12 protein-coding genes are annotated in these 16,573 nt (G+C 43.2%); 5 read left to right on the forward strand and 7 right to left on the reverse strand.

The window, feature by feature from the left end:
• Positions 1 to 6: 6 nt before the first annotated feature.
• The 5 genes from ACO1NU_RS10055 to ACO1NU_RS10075 all read right to left on the reverse strand — a co-directional run bounded on the left by ACO1NU_RS10055 (position 7) and on the right by ACO1NU_RS10075 (position 9,609).
• Complete coding sequence (locus ACO1NU_RS10055) at positions 7 to 1,161, reverse strand: DUF4249 domain-containing protein (RefSeq protein WP_448818344.1); 1,155 nt, start codon at positions 1,159 to 1,161, stop codon at positions 7 to 9.
• Positions 1,161 to 3,959, reverse strand: a complete 2,799-nt coding sequence (locus ACO1NU_RS10060; RefSeq protein WP_448818345.1) for a TonB-dependent receptor — start codon at positions 3,957 to 3,959, stop codon at positions 1,161 to 1,163. Before ACO1NU_RS10060 ends, ACO1NU_RS10055 begins: the two co-directional genes overlap by 1 nt.
• A 3-nt stretch (positions 3,960 to 3,962) precedes the next feature.
• Entirely contained in the window at positions 3,963 to 4,652 is a 690-nt protein-coding gene (locus ACO1NU_RS10065; RefSeq protein ID WP_448818346.1) for a hypothetical protein, read from the reverse strand.
• Between the two features lie 350 nt (positions 4,653 to 5,002).
• Entirely contained in the window at positions 5,003 to 6,430 is a 1,428-nt protein-coding gene (locus tag ACO1NU_RS10070; RefSeq protein WP_448818347.1) for a RagB/SusD family nutrient uptake outer membrane protein, read from the reverse strand.
• 11 nt (positions 6,431 to 6,441) lie between these two features.
• Positions 6,442 to 9,609 carry a SusC/RagA family TonB-linked outer membrane protein gene (locus ACO1NU_RS10075; protein ID WP_448818348.1) on the reverse strand — a complete coding sequence of 1,056 codons (3,168 nt, stop codon included), beginning with the start codon at positions 9,607 to 9,609 and terminating at the stop codon, positions 6,442 to 6,444.
• 256 nt (positions 9,610 to 9,865) lie between these two features.
• Between ACO1NU_RS10075 and ACO1NU_RS10080 the strand changes: the two genes are divergently transcribed.
• Together ACO1NU_RS10080 and ACO1NU_RS10085 are read left to right on the forward strand one after the other, a co-directional pair.
• On the forward strand, positions 9,866 to 10,225 hold the full coding sequence (locus ACO1NU_RS10080) for a PadR family transcriptional regulator (RefSeq protein WP_448818349.1): 360 nt from the start codon (positions 9,866 to 9,868) through the stop codon (positions 10,223 to 10,225).
• Positions 10,226 to 10,229: 4 nt separating this feature from the next.
• Positions 10,230 to 11,807: a PspC domain-containing protein gene (locus ACO1NU_RS10085; RefSeq protein WP_448818350.1), complete on the forward strand. Its 1,578-nt coding sequence runs from the start codon at positions 10,230 to 10,232 to the stop codon at positions 11,805 to 11,807.
• 313 nt (positions 11,808 to 12,120) lie between these two features.
• Here the strand turns inward: ACO1NU_RS10085 and pyk are convergent, their stop codons facing one another.
• Together pyk and ACO1NU_RS10095 are read right to left on the reverse strand one after the other, a co-directional pair.
• Positions 12,121 to 13,551 (reverse strand): pyruvate kinase, encoded by a 1,431-nt coding sequence (gene pyk, locus ACO1NU_RS10090; protein ID WP_448818351.1) that lies wholly within the window; start codon positions 13,549 to 13,551, stop codon positions 12,121 to 12,123.
• Between the two features lie 56 nt (positions 13,552 to 13,607).
• Entirely contained in the window at positions 13,608 to 14,024 is a 417-nt protein-coding gene (locus ACO1NU_RS10095; RefSeq protein ID WP_448818352.1) for an IPExxxVDY family protein, read from the reverse strand.
• Between the two features lie 150 nt (positions 14,025 to 14,174).
• Here ACO1NU_RS10095 and ACO1NU_RS10100 point away from each other — a divergent pair, with 150 nt between their 5' ends.
• The 3 genes from ACO1NU_RS10100 to rnc all read left to right on the forward strand — a co-directional run bounded on the left by ACO1NU_RS10100 (position 14,175) and on the right by rnc (position 16,555).
• Positions 14,175 to 14,411, forward strand: a complete 237-nt coding sequence (locus ACO1NU_RS10100) for an acyl carrier protein (protein WP_016194153.1) — start codon at positions 14,175 to 14,177, stop codon at positions 14,409 to 14,411.
• A gap of 19 nt (positions 14,412 to 14,430) precedes the next feature.
• On the forward strand, positions 14,431 to 15,684 hold the full coding sequence (gene fabF / locus ACO1NU_RS10105) for a beta-ketoacyl-ACP synthase II (RefSeq protein WP_448818353.1): 1,254 nt from the start codon (positions 14,431 to 14,433) through the stop codon (positions 15,682 to 15,684).
• Between the two features lie 142 nt (positions 15,685 to 15,826).
• On the forward strand, positions 15,827 to 16,555 hold the full coding sequence (rnc, locus tag ACO1NU_RS10110; protein ID WP_448818354.1) for a ribonuclease III: 729 nt from the start codon (positions 15,827 to 15,829) through the stop codon (positions 16,553 to 16,555).
• Positions 16,556 to 16,573 lie beyond the last annotated feature (18 nt).

Genomic DNA, 16,573 nt, shown 5'->3' on the forward strand with positions numbered 1-16,573 from the left:
TAAGCATTACCAAAAATCAGGCTTTATCGGTGAACCCTTCAATCGGCAATCCACACATTCAGGTGAAGCGCCGGTATACCCCTCTATCCTGTTGCCCGCCCCTCTCGCATCAACGGGAGTATTTGCGGGGAATATTACACGCAGGCTATCCGGATCATTCACCGCATATTTATCGATGCATCCATCATAGTAGAGCCAGCCGCCGACTTCCGACTTGGTGAGGAAAATTCGCTTTTCCGATACTGTGGAAGCATCAAAGAAACCCACCACCTGTTCTTCCGGATTGGAAATGCAGCTAATATTCCCCCGGATTTCTGAAGGCTGCGGATCGAATATACTGCCCAACCCTTCTGTGTTCTTTTTCATATTCTCCCAATATTCAAACCCTGCAGCACTTAATGCATACTGCTTAACGAGAATACTGTATCGTGTATCCAGCTTCCAGGAGTTATTCGGAACAAGACAGACAGGTTGGAGATGTATAACATCCTGCGCCAGCTTGTTTGACGACGCCATAATGATATTGTCGGATCGCTCAGACTGCCAGCAGGCTCTAGGAAAATCATTTTCTGGCCTTCTTCGGATGAACAGGTAGGGAAAGCGGTCTCCCGGAATAAAGGGATCTTTAGGCACGAGTTCGTAATAAGAGATATACCGTGGCACGATCTCCCATGTTTCTTCATACTCCCATCTGTAGTAGCGCGTATTATTTAGCGGATCGTGTGTATCTACATAAATCTGAAGCCCCGAACCGGATCTTTTCCAGGATACCTCATCAATTTGAGGAGTTTGCAAAAGCGATACCTCCGTGGAAGCATATTCTTTCCCATCGGCGGATCTGATATGCAATGTGTATTTCCCCGATGATGCTAAAGACACATTCGTCCTGTAAACACCGGGTTCCGGCTCGGAAAGCCTATACTCCTGATTTCCATCGTCCTTGATTGTCACTGTCGCATTCCGCTCCACCACCCTTCCTCTCGTATCATTGCCCTGCGTACGCGACAATTTGATGGTGGTAACCCCATTGCCATTCAGGAAGCCTTCCACTACCAGTAGATTCGTGGCTTTGAAATCCACCTGCGGCTCATAGGCCTCCTTACATCTGACTGCCAAAAGCACGACCGCTAACAAAAGGGAAAGATATAAAAGCCTTCTCATCAAAATCTAAGATTATAGTTAACGAAAGGTATAGGAGTGGCAAAAATAGATAGCCTGTATCCTTTTACTGATCCGTTCTCCGTGGTAAAATAGGTTGAATACGGGTTATGTCTCCCGGTCATGTTATATACTCCGATAGTCCAGGAGCCATGAATCTTTTGATGGACCTTGTGGTTACCCTCAATGTTCATCGATAAATCGGTTCTGAAATAATCAGGAATGCGGTATTGGTTTCTATCCGAATAAAGTACCCGCTCCGCTCCGCCGTAATAGAATTTACCTACAGGGAGGGTGATTGGCCTTCCGGTACTATAGGTCACGTTTGCAGATACCGAAAATCGGTGAGAAGCCTTGAAGTTTCCTACCAGTGTGAAATCATGTGGCTTATCGTGGTTGGCCGGATAATATTCGCCCCCGTTGATTAGCTGTATAGATGTCGGATCATCCATTTTCAGGAAAGTCCTGGAGTAGGTATAGCTAACCCAGCCATTCAGTTTCCCTGCGGTCTTTTTGATCTGAAATTCGGCTCCATATGCCTTACCTTGTGTATTGATCACATCCTGTTCCAGATGATGATTCAATATCAGACTGGCGCCACTGCGGTAATCCAGGTAGTTATCTAACCACTTGTAATAAACCTCTGCAGATGTCTCTATGGTATTGGATTTGAAATTCTTATAGAGACCCAACGAAACCTGACGCCCAGATTGCGGTTTGATATGCAGATCACTGAGTTTCCAGATATCTGTAGGCGCAATCGCGGTCGTATTCGAAAGCATATGTATGTACTGCCGCAACGTGTTGAAGGCTAGCTTGACTGACATATCGCCGGTGAGCGCATACCGGGCTGATATTCTGTATTCCGGCCCTCCATATCGCTTAATCACCTCGCCCTTCTTGAAATTAAGACTGTCGCTTATATTAAACTCACTCTTAGGCAATCCTTCAGGATAGGCGTAGGTCGATTGAGGCCCCAGATAATGGTACAGGGAAAATCGAATACCCATATTCAGCGACAGGTCCGGTGTAATTTCAAAACGATCGCCCAGATACACCGCGCTTTCTACAGCTTGCTCCGCCTGAAGAATATCCGTTTTCACTAAAGATTCATCTCCCCAGGGAACAAATTTCCCGGGATGTGTCTTATACAAGATACTGCTGGCACCAAAGTCGAGCGTATGTTTATTACTGAGGTAATAGGTAAAATCTGCTTTCAGGTTCGACTGATTGATATCAAAGCCCATGTCGTATGCATTTACCGGATTCTCATGGGCTTCAACATCATACTCGTATCTATCTATTCCGGTAGTGAGGTACATATTGAATTTATTCGTGAAAATATGCTTCCACTTAAGCGAAACATTTCTGTTCGAATAGCTATAAACCGTATCGCTGTTAAGATTGAATTTATCGTTACTTAAGTACCCGGTGAATGAGATGGTATTTTTGTCGTTAAACTTGTGATTCAAATGAACATCAAGATCAGAAAATGCGGCTTTACTGTTACGGTATCCCGACTTCGCGGGAAGCTCACCCAGGAGCCAGTCTGAATAAGTGGTTCTCCCTCCCAGCATAAATGTAGTCCGGTCTTTGATGATGGGGCCTTCAATATTAAAGCGGCTGGTCAGCAGACCAATTCCTGCGGAACCCGCAATTTTCTTGGAATTACCTTCCCGGCTGCTGACATCGAGCACCGAAGATAACCTGCCTCCATATTTAGCCGGGATACTACTTTTATAGAGTTCGATATCCTTAACCGCGTCCGAATTGAAGGCCGAAAAGAACCCAAACAGGTGGGAAGGATTATAGATCGTTGCATCGTTATACAGAATCAGGTTCTGATCTGTTCCTCCGCCTCTAACATTAAATCCTGTGCTGGCCTCCCCGACCGACTTCACCCCCGGCAAGGTTAGGATAACCCTTAAGATATCCGGCTCGCCGAATACGGTCGGAATCTGTTTGATGGTTGCCATCGTCAACTTCTCAACCCCCATCTGTGTGCTCCGTATGTTCGCCACCTTCTCCGCCGATATATCAACCTCCTTCAGTGAGCGTACCTGTTCAATCAGCTCAATGTCTAATTTACCTTCCGAATACAGATTAATGCTGCGCACTGCATCCCGCATGCCGATATACCGGATATTCAGCGTATGCCTGCCCGCAGGCAAGGTTAACGAATAGAAGCCCGATTGGTCTGTACTCACACCTATACGGGGATTGGTAATAAACACGTTCGCTCCGATCACGGGTTCCCCGGTCTGAGCAATCCGCACAAATCCCGCAAGCGTCACATTTCCCTTTTTAAATTCTGATGTTCTTCGGCCTATATCAAAAATCCGGCTACCAGACCCTACATTCGTGAGCTGTGGCTCTGATTCTCTCAGAAATTCTTTCACTTCATTGCCCGAGGCCTTCGTTGAAGAGATGATCTGCTGCTCCTTTTGCTGCGATAGAAGGAACTTTTCCAAGGTAACCACCATTTGGTCGCCCGATGTCAGATAAACATTCTTTTGGAAATCGACTGCGTACCGATAAGAAGTATTCCGAAACGCCTCCTGAATAACAGATTCTACGGACTGATTAGAAATATCCAGATTAACCTTCAGACTATCGAACTTTTGCTTATCATAATACACCCTATATCCATTGGACGCAAGGAACTCAGCAAACTGCTCGATACCGGCGTCACTGAGCTTACCACTAATCAGAGAATCAGGTTTATTCTGAGCGTAAGCTATCCCGTATAAAAAGGTGAAACAGACGCAGATCAAGGTTCGGGCACATGACATCATTTGCATTTATCAAATCTTTTCATCGTAAATCCTCGAAGCGATAATCAAGGCTTTTTCTCTATTTTTCTTAAACTTCACCTTACTGCGGCGTAGTTCCGCAACCACTTCTTTTTTCTTGTCGTTCATCAGCGCGTACATATCGCCCTTCGACCTGATCAGATGGAATGCTCCGCGGTGTTTCAAATAATACTGATCGCTGACAATAAACTCCCTTTCTATGACTTGATGTCCAGGTTGTTCATTCAAAAGCTTACGCCTTTTTGCAAATAAGGCCACTGAATCACCCTCAAATAATACCTCACAAAGCCCTAAGGGCCGACTGTTGCCAGTTCCTTCGTTTGGAAGGTATCTGAATTGACGATTATGGAGTATGAACTGGCTAACTTTCTCGTTGATCAGAGAAAGTCTAAAAGAATTATCATGATGCATTATAACCAATTTATCGGCGTAGAGATCGTAGACCATGGGTAGGGTGTACCATACCTCGTTGTACTGCACCTGACCTTCAGTCATCTGATCATCGTTGAGATACGCAATGCCCTTGATTGTTCTCAGATATCCAGGATGCTCAATGCCATTATACAAGTACAAATCCCTCAAGAGGATCTCAGAGAGATAATTTCGCGAACGAAGAAGAGCTCGTTCATAAAGAGAGGATCCATACATATCTGCCTGCGCATAAGCTGAATGTACCCCCATGATAAGGAATAAGACCGAAAATTTAAAAGATGTATACACCCACGTTGGCGTAAATTGGATAAGATTTACAGGTGCAATCTAATCAATAATATTGAGGAGAACAACTACCCTGTTGCCTATGACTTCTCGACCGGTCACATTCTGGAAGCCACTAATGATTTTCGGAAGAAAAGTAAATTTTATAATCGGAGCTTCGGTCTAGTTAATAACCTTCGTTAACTCCCAACTTCAACAATAGGTACCTATAGCCAATTAAAGAGCCCCTATGATGTGTGAACATCTATAGGGGCTCTTTAATTGGTTTGAATACTTAAGAAAAAATTAATAAGACTTCAAATGTGTATGATCTTCTAATAACCAGGATTCTGCTGAGATTGCAATATCGGGCTTTTATCAGTGTCATATTTCGGAATCGGCAATACTACATAGTTGGACCCATAAGCTTGAGCAGAAACAGCACCGTGTGTGGGTATACCCCTTCCTGTTCTCAAAAACTCGAATATACCTTGACCTTCGAATGCAAGCTCAATTCTTCTCTCCAATAAAATCGCGTCGACCAAAGCCTGCTTAGATGCAGGAGCAATGGCCGCTGCATTACGATCAGATCTTCTGTGAACCTCATTAAGCAATGAGACAGCTGTAGCATCAACTCCTGACGCGATATTAGCGAGTGCCTCTGCCTTTGTTAACAAGATTTCGCTCAGTCTAATCACAGGCACCCAATCAGATATACCAGTATACTTAGTAGTAAAAAACAGTCCTGGTGAAGGGGCGTATGTTCTGGTAAGCTCAGTTCTTCTCAAATCTGTAACTGACATCAGAGCAACATACTCTGGGCTAATTGCAATATCAGCTCTCTTGTCTGGTGCATAGTGTTGAGCGATCGCATTATTGGTATTCGGATTATCCGCTCCGTTCATTGCTACTGAAAAAATATTCTCATCAGTAGTATAAGGATTACGGAATGCAGTAACCGGAGATGCATTTAATTTGTAAGGTCCTGCCAGCACTTTATCCGAATAAGTCACCGCTTTTGCATAGTCGCCTTTATAAAGATAAATTCTCGCTAACAACGCCTGAGCCGCTCCTTTAGTTGCACGGGCAACATCTGTAAAGTCCTTACTTCCTAACGCTGCTGATACTGGAAGCCCAGCTTCAGCCTCAAGCAAATCAGTTTCCATTTGTGTGTATACTTCAGCAACAGTATTTCTTCCTACTTGGTTAGTAGCATCAAAAGGCGAATCTGTCGCTGTTAAAATTAGAGGAACACCATAATGACTCGCGTCAGGCGTAAACTTATATGGCTGTGCCCATAGATTTACGAGGTAAAAATAGCATAATGACCTGATAAATTTGGCTTCTGAATTAAACTGTGCAGTTTGCGCATCTGAAATCCTGCCAGGGTTCGCTGCTAGATTTTTCATGAAATTATTTGCCTCATAAATAGTACGGTAGGCACCTTCCCAAGCTTCGGCTGTAGTCGCATCTGATGACAAGAGCGTATTAAAATTTGGCATCTGTCCGAAATACGCAGTCGGCCGGGTGTCAATACCGCGGATATCAGCATAAATTAAAACCCTTCCACCGAAGAAATTCAAGTTTTGCAGTTGATCATACATACCTACAGCAGACTTTTCAATTCTATCTGCAGATCCAAAAGCATCTGCAGGTGAAAGACTTGAATATGGCTCTTCGAAAACATTTTTTTCACAAGAACTTATAGCAAGCATGATACCCATCATGCCTACGCTTAAAAATAATCGTTTTGTCATTTTCATAAATCTCATTCTTAAAATCCTACGTTTAACCCAAATGTATAAGTACGAGGCTGAGGAACCGCACGGTTATCAATAGCCGTAGCGATGTTGGTGTTATTTCTGTTATAGTTTACCTCTGGATCCGGACCTGAATAGCCGCTAATTAAGAAAGCATTATAAACTTGTCCATAGATGCGCAGGTTGGTAAAGCCAAGCTTAGAAAACACGGGTTGTCTAAACGTATATCCTAAGCTAACGGTGCGAAGTCTTAGGAAGTCGCCTTTTTCTAAGAATCTATCTGATGTTTGATTTGCAGTATTGTTGTTCAAATACACGCGAGGTACATCGGTAACCTGGCCAGGCGTGGTCCATCTATCCATTATTTCGGCATAGTTATTCTGGAAATATCCAGTTAACATTCCCGAACGGGTAGAATTATACACATAAAACCCACCGGTATAAACAAAAGAGAGACCTAAATCTAGGTTCTTATAAGTAAAGGTATTATCCAAACCACCGTAGAATTTAGGCTGCCCTGTCTTTCCTGTGTAAACAGCATCTGCTGCTGTAATAGCTGTAGTTGTGCTACCGTTCTCAAGAGTCCATAACTGGGTTGCAGGATCGAAAAACTTTCTCTCACCTGTAGCAGTATAAAAAGATCCATTTCCCGTCTGTGGATCTACACCAGCCCAACGAATTAGGCGGTACTCACCCAATGGTTTTCCAACGCTGGCAACTGAAGATCCAAAATTTGGATCTGTCAGGTCAGCACCTTCAGTAACCAATTTAGTCACTCTGTTTTTCACAGCAGTGAAGTTCAAAGATGTTGTCCAGGTAAAGTCTCTTTTCTTGATGTTTGTAGTATTGACAGTGAACTCGAATCCTCTGTTGTACATGGATCCAATATTCGTAAATATACTTGCATCCGGAATACCGACCGTGTATAAAACTGGTGCCTGCAATAACAATCCTGAAATATCATTATTGAAGTAATCTACCACAACATTAACTCTGCTGCCTAAGAAATTTGCATCAACACCGAAATCAAACTTCTTAGAAGTCTCCCACTCGAGGTTAGCGTCTCCAGACTGGGAAGTGCTAAAGCCATTTTGCGCAGCGTAAAGACCACCACCATACAAGGTTCTCGCAGCATACGATCCAACACCTCTGGAGTTACCAACTCTACCATAGCTACCTCTTACTTTCAAGAAGTCTATCCAGTCAACACTGCTCATGAAATCCTCCTGACTGACAGTCCAGCCTGCAGAGATAGAAGGGAAATAACCCCATTTAGAGTTCTCACCGAAACCAGAGAAAGCATCCGCTCTAAAAGCCCCTTCAACCATATACTTATCGTTGAAGGTATAACCTACACGGCCAAAATAAGACTGAACGCCGTTAGAAAACAAATCTCCACCTGACCATAACTGTAAATCACCTCCAGAATCATTTCCTGAGTATACTCCATCAATGATGTCTTTAAAGAAAGGATCAGCAAAGTCAGATGCACCCGCATATGTTTGTCTCTCTTTTACAAACTGATACTCAGCACCTCCGGTTAAAGATAATCTGTGCTGCTGCGCAAACGTTTTGTCGTATGACAAGTAGTTCTGCCAAACCCATTGATTTCTGGTTCGATAGTAATCCTGAACTAATCCATTGAAAGATAGACCAAGTCCACCAATATTTGGATCACTGAACTGATCTTCAAAGTTTCTCAAGTTGTCTACACCGAACTTTGATGTCACTCTTAATCCCTGAATAGGCTGAACCTCTATGTAGATATTTCCCTGGATACTCTCAGGAGTACTTTGGTTACGATTTAGGTTAACCGCTGCTATAGGATTATAAATGGTATTTTGAATCAAGCTGGTACCATTCAATCTAACTAAGTTGTTTCCGTAATCTAATGTACCGTTAGCGTTTAGATTGTACCCTGTCAGCGTAGAAGGATTTCTCACCGCAACTGTAGGGAAAGCATTGTAGCCCGAAACTGTCGCTCCAGCTAAATACCTATCTGAAAGAATTCCTTGATTGAATGACTTTGAATAAGCCAGATTTATTCCAGACTTAAGCCATGTTTTAGGTGTCACTTCATAATTTAAACGCACCTGTCCGGTCTTCAATGAGTTCCCGACGTTTATACCCTTCTGGTCAATATACCTTGCAGAACCATAATAAGTTGACTTCTCAGAACCACCACTCATAGTTAGGGAATTATCATATGAGAATCCAGTTCTGTACAACTCGTCCAACCAATTCACTCTGTCAGGCTGGCCATCGCCATCAAGATCACTATCTTTAGCGATCTGTACAACACTTCCACCAAATCTTGCAGCAGCATTAGCCGCTTTCTCGTTATTGATTTCAATGAATTGCTCCGGCGTTAACAGTTTCGGTAAGCTAGCTGCTTCACTAAATCCAACTTTTGAGTCAAAAGAAATATTAGATGTTCCCTTCTTTCCCTTTTTAGTAGTTATTATGACAACTCCGTTTGCTGCTCTTGAACCGTATAGTACAGAAGCTCCAGCATCTTTCAAAACCTCGATAGACTCAATGTCATTAGGATTTAACAACGCTAACGGATTGAATCGTGTACCATTTCCATCATTGAAAAGGTTGATGTTTTCTACGTTGTTTGTTGGTATTCCGTCAATAACAATTAATGGCAATGAACTAGCCGAAATTGAGTTAACCCCACGAATTCTGATTGAGACTCCATCTCCGAGGATTCCACCTGAAGATCCAATTTGAACACCGGCTAATTTTCCTGATAAAGCTTGGTCAAAACTAGGCAACGGTTGTTGGGCGATTTTGTCGCCTTTAACAGAGCCAACTGATCCTGTCAGATCTTTAACTTGTTTCGTGCCATAACCAGTAACAACTACTTCTCCAAGCTGAGTAGCGTCTGAACTTAGGGAAACGTTTAGTGTTGATCTGTTTCCAACTAAAACTTCCTGATTAGCATAACCAATGTAGGTAAATACCAACACGGCATTGTTTGCCGATATCCGGATAGAGTACTTACCATCTGCGCCAGTTTGAGTTCCGGCTGTCGTGCCTTTCACCCTAACACTAACTCCCGGAAGAGGAAGACCGTCATCCTTTCCTTTGATTGTACCAGTTACGGTACGATCTTGTGCTATTACACTGGTGCATAACAGCATCAAGATGAACAAACTTGATAGAATTTGCTTCATATGTTCTTTTCTAATTAATGATTAAAGTATAAAAATGGTGAGTTTATTTCATTTATCAAATTTTTAAATGCACTATTTTCTTAATTTCTCAACAAAAAAGTAGCAAAAATTGACTTTCATCAATTTTTGTTGATTTAAAACATAAAAAAAACCGAATTCTGCAACAATAGCCTCCGAAAATCTAAAAACAATTTAATACCAAAAAATATACTACCATGTATTGCATAGTAGTATATAAAACATATATCTTTGCATTATGATAGTAGAGAATACACAAACCCAAATGAGGAAGGGCATTCTAGAATATTGCATCCTCTCTATTATATCAAGGGGTGAGATCTACGCCTCCGATATAATAAACGAGCTTAAGCAAGCGAAAATGCTCGTTGTAGAAGGAACTCTTTATCCACTGCTAACCCGGCTTAAAAACAACGGGCTGCTTAGCTATAATTGGATCGAGTCGACTTCCGGCCCTCCTAGAAAATACTATCAGCTCACCGCAGCCGGCCGGGATGTCTTAAGCAAGCTGGATATAACGTGGGAAGAGCTACGATATGCAGTAAATGTATCCATGCAAGGCCGACCAAATCAGAATAACGAAACCTCAAACGCTTAATCACATGAATAAGACCATTATTATCAATATAAACGGCATCGTTTTCCATATAGAAGAAGATGCCTACGAAGTCCTTAGGGCATATATGACAGAAGTAAAACGTCATTTTGCCTATTCTACCGACAATGAAGAGATCGTTCAGGATATCGAAAACCGTCTGGCAGAAATGTTCACTGAACGTCTCGCAGAGCAAAGTAAACAGGTGATCGTACTACAGGATGTGCTTGACATTACAGCCAGAATGGGTAATGTGAACGACTTCGATGTCGAGATCGGCGATCAAAGCTTCTACGAAACACGGGCCGCTCATAGAACCCTATTCCGCGATCCCGAGGATCGAATGATCGGTGGAGTTTGCTCCGGCCTGGGTCATTACTTTGATATAGAAGCAAAATGGGTCAGACTGATTACAGTGCTTGCAGCGATGTTAGGTGCGGCCGGACTAATTATTTATCTTGTCCTGTGGATGGTTATTCCACGGGCAAAAACCAGAGCCGACCGAATGGCCATGAAAGGGGAGCCGATCAACCTCCAGAATTTTAAGCGCAACTTCGACGAAGAAGTAGATGCTCTGAGACAAAATCTGAACGAAGCAGGAACGCAGCTCCGTCCGGGGCTTAACGCCACAGAAGACTTTCTGCGTGAGGCAGGCGACCGGACAGGAACCTTCATCACTAAATTGCTTGGTATCATCTTTAAAATTATCGGAGCTTTTGTCATCTTCGTTTGCTGCAGTTTGCTGTTCAGCTCACTGCTTGGACTCCTCTTCATTATGGGATTCCTGGATGGACATGAACTTGATACCTTTCCTTTCAACGTCATCAACCCCGAGTATCAGTCTGCTATATATCTTAGTGCGGCCATACTGGTTATTATCCCGCTTATAGCGCTCATCCTGTTCGCGCTTCGTGTGCTCTTTAACAGAAAGCTGACGGGAAAGACCACCTCGTTCGCGCTTTTGATCATTTGGCTTACAGGCTTGGGGCTCGCCGTATTCTACGGCGCTAAAGTTGGCGCTGAATTCAAGTCCGAAGCCAGCTTTGAACAACAAACAAGCTTCAAAACCTTTCCCGTTTACCACATTAAACTTAACCCAGAACGCTTCTTCTCCAAAGACGATAGCCTGAACTATAATGTTACTTTCAACGGAAGACAGGGAAAGATCAAGATGGCAAATGATATAGGGGAAATCAGGTTATATGTAGAAAGAAGTGATGACAGCACTGCTTTTATAGTAAAAGACTTTTCTGCTCGTGGCCGCGATTTTGAATCTGCTCTTCGAAATGCTCAGAAGAGCGGCTATGAATCCGTCCAACGTGATTCGATCATCACATTGGATAAATACCTGCATTTCCCCCCAAAACAGGCCTATCGAGATCAGGAAGTAAGGGTGACGCTGAAAGTTCCACTGAATACCAGACTCATTTTCGACGGTGAAATCAACAGTATTATTCGCGATGTCAACCTTCGCGACTGCCTGCCCGAAGACAGCGAATGGGAAGCACCTTCAGAATGGATCATGACCAATACCGGCCTGAAGTGTGCCGATCCTTCAATGGACAGATCGCAGGCAACAGAGTAGCCTTTCAAAGGATGCAGATGTAGTCCCCATATATACCATCTTCAGTTGTACTTCGGGCAAATTTCAGGGTGAAGCCGCCATGATGCAAGGATGCAGCCACAGTGATGCCACGTTTTTGCCACGAAACGTGGCATCACTGTGGCTGTAATGTGGCTGCACCGCGGCTCTACCTATACCTTTTTACGAACATGCCCGGATCAAGACCGGAGCTTAGATTAGGTAAGAAGAGGATAAGTATAGATGCGATCAGCCGCAAAGGGCACAAAAAAAGGGCTACCAGATTCTGATAGCCCTCTCTTTATAAAAGATGATCTTAGTCAACTGTTGTTACGCGGATCATATTGGTTTTACCCTTTTTCTCAATCGGCATTGCCGCTGTATTGATGATCACATCACCTGGCATAATCATCTTCTCTTCTTTCAGGATGCGGTTTACATCACTGATAGAACGGTCAGTTGATTCAGCTTTATCATAATAGAAACCTCTTACTCCCCAAAGTAAGCTCAGGGTATTTAAAAGGCTTTTATTATTAGTGAAAATATATGTTCCTGCCTTAGGGCGGTGACTAGATATTTCAAATGCAGTATAGCCTGAAGATGTCATGGCCACGATACCTCTTGCGTTTGTCTTTGCTGAAAGGTATACGGCTGATCCGCAAACTGCATTTGACATGAAGCGCGGTGAGCTTTCGTCTAATTTCTTAGCAGTCTGGTATGGATACGCAGTCTCTTCGATGTTCTTGATGATTTTGCTCATGGTCTCAATAACGATAACCGGGAACTCACCAACCGAAGTCTCTCCACTTAGCATCACTGCGTCAGCACCATCAAGTACTGAGTTAGCTACGTCATTCACTTCCGCACGTGTTGGGCGAGGAGTGGTGATCATGCTTTCAAGCATCTGAGTTGCTACAATAACAGGTTTAGAAGCCTGCAGACATTTGCTTGCAATCATCTTCTGAAGAACAGGAACCTGCTCCATTGGCATTTCAACACCCAGGTCACCACGGGCAACCATCACACCGTCAGTAGCTGCAATGATCGCATCGATATTTTCGATAGCCTCTGGCTTCTCGATTTTCGCTATCACACGGGCAGTTTTGCCGCTCCTGTTAATGATGCGTTTCAGGTCGATGATGTCTTCACCAGTACGAACAAAAGAAAGTCCGATCCACTCAACATCGTTCTTTAACGCAAATTCAAGATTATGAAGGTCATCCTCTGTTAAACTTGGAATAGAGATTTTAGTATTAGGAAGATTTACACCCTTTCTCGAAGTCAGGATACCTCCGTGTACAACTTCACAAGTCACTCTATCCTTATTATTGGTATCGACTACGCGCATCTGAAGCTTTCCATCATCTAAAAGGATGATTTCACCTGCACGAACGTCTCTGGGGAAGCTGGAATAAGTGATGTAGATCTGTTTATCATTACCCACCATCTCTTCGGTTGTGATATCGATCTGGCTGCCATTAATCAGCTTAATGCCGCCGTCTTGAACCATACCGATACGAATCTTGGGCCCTTGTAAATCTGCCAGGATGCCTACGTGCAGTTTATACTGCTGATTGATCTCGCGGATCACATCGATCACCTTCTGGTGATCTTCCTGACTTCCGTGAGAAAAATTTAAACGGCATACGTTTACTCCTGCCTTGATCATAGCCAGCAAAGTCTCTTTGCTGGACGAAGCCGGCCCTAGGGTGGCAACTATTTTTGTCCTTTTGTGAACTTGTCTCATCTTAACCTAAACTATTATGTTTGTAAAGGTGTACATTATACACCATTAATTATTTACTAAAATATCAGATTTTCTTTAGATTTTAATTTCGCTGGGTCAACTTCGGCAGCTACTACTATTTCGGGGATAGCGTTGAGCCCTGAAATCAGCTGATCAATGTCTTCCTGATCGATAAAATTCTTAATCAAAATAAAGTAATCTACGTTTTTCATTTCGGGGATCAAATAACCCTCCGTACCTTTGTTGGCCAGTAAAAAGAGATCAGTCTCAGATTCAGGTAGTTGATAAATATACCTGGAGAAGAACGAATGTCCGGAACTGGCTAGGGGAACAGACAAATCTTCTATGCGGGCAAAATCTTTTGAGATGTGCCGGTTGATCTTGAATGCTAGCCTATAATCTTTTAACGAAGATGTAATAGCTATCAAAACAAAACCAAGATCTAATTCGTATTTAAGAGTAAATCTGTTCAAAATGATCGTTGAAATCGCCACGAAGGTACAAAACAATAGCCACTGGGTATGTGATTTTGATCATTTTTAACCAAAAACAAAAAGGTTTGATATTTATCAGATTTTATTTTTCTTTGCAGATAATTAATAACCATATAAAAAATAGAAACTATGTCTGATATCGCTTCAAGAGTAAAAGCAATTATCGTGGAAAAATTAGGTGTGGATGAGAGTGAGGTGAATCCTGAAGCATCATTTACAAACGATTTAGGAGCTGACTCACTGGACACCGTTGAGTTGATCATGGAGTTCGAAAAAGAGTTCAATGTAGCTATTCCTGATGACCAGGCTGAAACAATCGGTACTGTAGGTCAGGCTATCGCCTACTTGGAAAAAAACGTAAAGTAATCACGCTGCCAAAACATAAATGGAGCTAAAAAGAGTTGTTGTAACAGGACTTGGTGCGCTTACCCCAATTGGAAATACGGTTCCGGAATACTGGAACGGTTTGATTAATGGGGTAAGTGGCGCTGCTCCGATTACGAGGTTTGACGCAAGTTTATTTAAAACAAAGTTTGCCTGCGAAGTAAAAAATTTCAAACCTGAAGATTTTCTTGATCGTAAAGAAGCAAGAAAGTTAGACCCATTTGTACAGTATGCACTTGTTTCTACTGACGAAGCTGTAGCAGATGCCGCCCTTGATTTCGAAAACCTTGACACCCACCGCATCGGAGTAATCTGGGGCTCTGGGATAGGTGGTTTGAAAACATTTCAGGACGAAGTTACGAGCTTTGCTCACGGTGACGGAACTCCACGATTTAATCCTTTCTTCATCCCCAAGATGATTTTGGATATCGCGCCTGGTCATATTTCTATTAAATATGGTTTGAGAGGTCCTAACTTTTCTACTGTTTCTGCGTGTGCCTCATCAACCAACGCGTTGATCGATGCATTTAACTACATCCGCCTCGGCATGGCTGATGTGATCATATCTGGTGGCTCCGAGTCTATCATTAATGAAGCGGGAATGGGTGGTTTCAATGCCATGCATGCACTTTCTACCCGGAACGATGATCCGGCTACTGCTTCCCGTCCGTTTGACAAAGACAGAGATGGTTTTGTTGCAGGAGAGGGATCAGGAACGATCATCCTGGAAGAACTGGACCATGCACTTGCCCGTGGTGCGAAGATTTATGCTGAGCTTATCGGTGGGGGCATGAGTGCTGATGCCAACCATATCACCGCGCCGCATCCGGAAGGATTGGGTGCAAAGCTGGTTATGTCTAATGCATTGAAAGATGCGCGTCTGACCACTGCTGATGTGGATTACATCAATGTTCATGGTACGTCTACCGGTTTGGGTGACAAGAGCGAATCTAAAGCTATTGTAGCTCTTTATGGTGAAGATGCTTACCGCTTGAACATCAGTTCCACCAAGTCTATGACAGGCCACTTACTCGGAGCCGCTGGCGCCGTTGAAAGTATCGCTGCCATCCTTGCTGTTAAGAATGACATTATACCTCCAACAATCAATCACTTCACTGATGATCCGGAGATTGATCCACGTCTGAACCTGACTTTCAACAAAGCTCAGAAAAGGCTTGTACGTGCTGCTCAGAGCAACACATTCGGCTTCGGTGGTCATAACGCTTCTGTGATCTTCAGAAAGTACGAAGGTTAATCTGGAATTATTAAAGCCATAAGGCCCGGGTCTGTCTGATTTGCATTTGAAATAAATATCTTTTCGGAGATGGGATTTGTTTCAAATGTTTTAAGTACCGACTTCGGGCTTTTGACCTTTAATAAACGCATCATACAAGGGAATGCCAATATCCACTATTTATAAGCTTTATTTTTCCCCTCAGCGCAAGTATATCAGCCTGATGAACAATTTGCTTGGGTTTGTACCCGGTAATATAAAGCTTTACAGAATGGCTTTCAGACACCGCTCTGTAGCCATCATTTTGAAGAATGGCACCAAGAACAGCAACGAGCGACTCGAGTTCCTTGGCGATGCGATCCTGGGTGCTGTAATAGCAGATGAGCTCTTTAAACGCTATCCCTACAAAACGGAAGGTTTTCTGACTGAGATGCGCTCCAAAATTGTGAGTCGCGTTAATCTGAACCAGCTGGCTAAAAAGCTTGGCCTGGACGAGCTGATTGAGTATGATAACCGTATCGTTAACTTCCCTACCAAACAAAGTTCTCTGCTTGGAGATGCCTTTGAGGCGCTCATTGGGGCTATCTATCTGGACAAAGGATACGAGTTTACACATAACTTCCTGTTAATGCGGATCATCAAGCCGCATATCGATATATTGACGCTGGAAACGACGGAGACGAACTTTAAGAGTAAGCTCATTGAATGGTGTCAGCGGCAGGGAAAGGAAATCCTTTTTGAGATTGTACCGAATGGTGAGGGGGAAAGCCTGAAACTGTTTACCGTGAATGCCTTGGTCGACGGCGAAAACAGAGGCGTAGGGCGCGATTACAATAAAAAGAATGCAGAGAAGCTCGCGGCAGAGAAAGCCTGTGAGGAGCTAGGTATTTAAGTGGCACGGGCGTTCTGC

This window comes from Arcticibacter sp. (assembly GCF_053551015.1).

Coding starts and splice junctions, on each gene's coding strand:
- ACO1NU_RS10065 (WP_448818346.1), bottom strand. CDS start 4,652: ATGGGGGTACATTCAGCTTATGCGCAGGCAGATATGTATGGATCCTCT.
- rnc (WP_448818354.1), top strand. CDS start 15,827: ATGCCAATATCCACTATTTATAAGCTTTATTTTTCCCCTCAGCGCAAG.
- pyk (WP_448818351.1), bottom strand. CDS start 13,551: ATGAGACAAGTTCACAAAAGGACAAAAATAGTTGCCACCCTAGGGCCG.
- ACO1NU_RS10055 (WP_448818344.1), bottom strand. CDS start 1,161: ATGAGAAGGCTTTTATATCTTTCCCTTTTGTTAGCGGTCGTGCTTTTG.
- fabF (WP_448818353.1), top strand. CDS start 14,431: ATGGAGCTAAAAAGAGTTGTTGTAACAGGACTTGGTGCGCTTACCCCA.
- ACO1NU_RS10080 (WP_448818349.1), top strand. CDS start 9,866: ATGATAGTAGAGAATACACAAACCCAAATGAGGAAGGGCATTCTAGAA.
- ACO1NU_RS10075 (WP_448818348.1), bottom strand. CDS start 9,609: ATGAAGCAAATTCTATCAAGTTTGTTCATCTTGATGCTGTTATGCACC.
- ACO1NU_RS10060 (WP_448818345.1), bottom strand. CDS start 3,959: ATGCAAATGATGTCATGTGCCCGAACCTTGATCTGCGTCTGTTTCACC.
- ACO1NU_RS10070 (WP_448818347.1), bottom strand. CDS start 6,430: ATGAAAATGACAAAACGATTATTTTTAAGCGTAGGCATGATGGGTATC.
- ACO1NU_RS10085 (WP_448818350.1), top strand. CDS start 10,230: ATGAATAAGACCATTATTATCAATATAAACGGCATCGTTTTCCATATA.
- ACO1NU_RS10100 (WP_016194153.1), top strand. CDS start 14,175: ATGTCTGATATCGCTTCAAGAGTAAAAGCAATTATCGTGGAAAAATTA.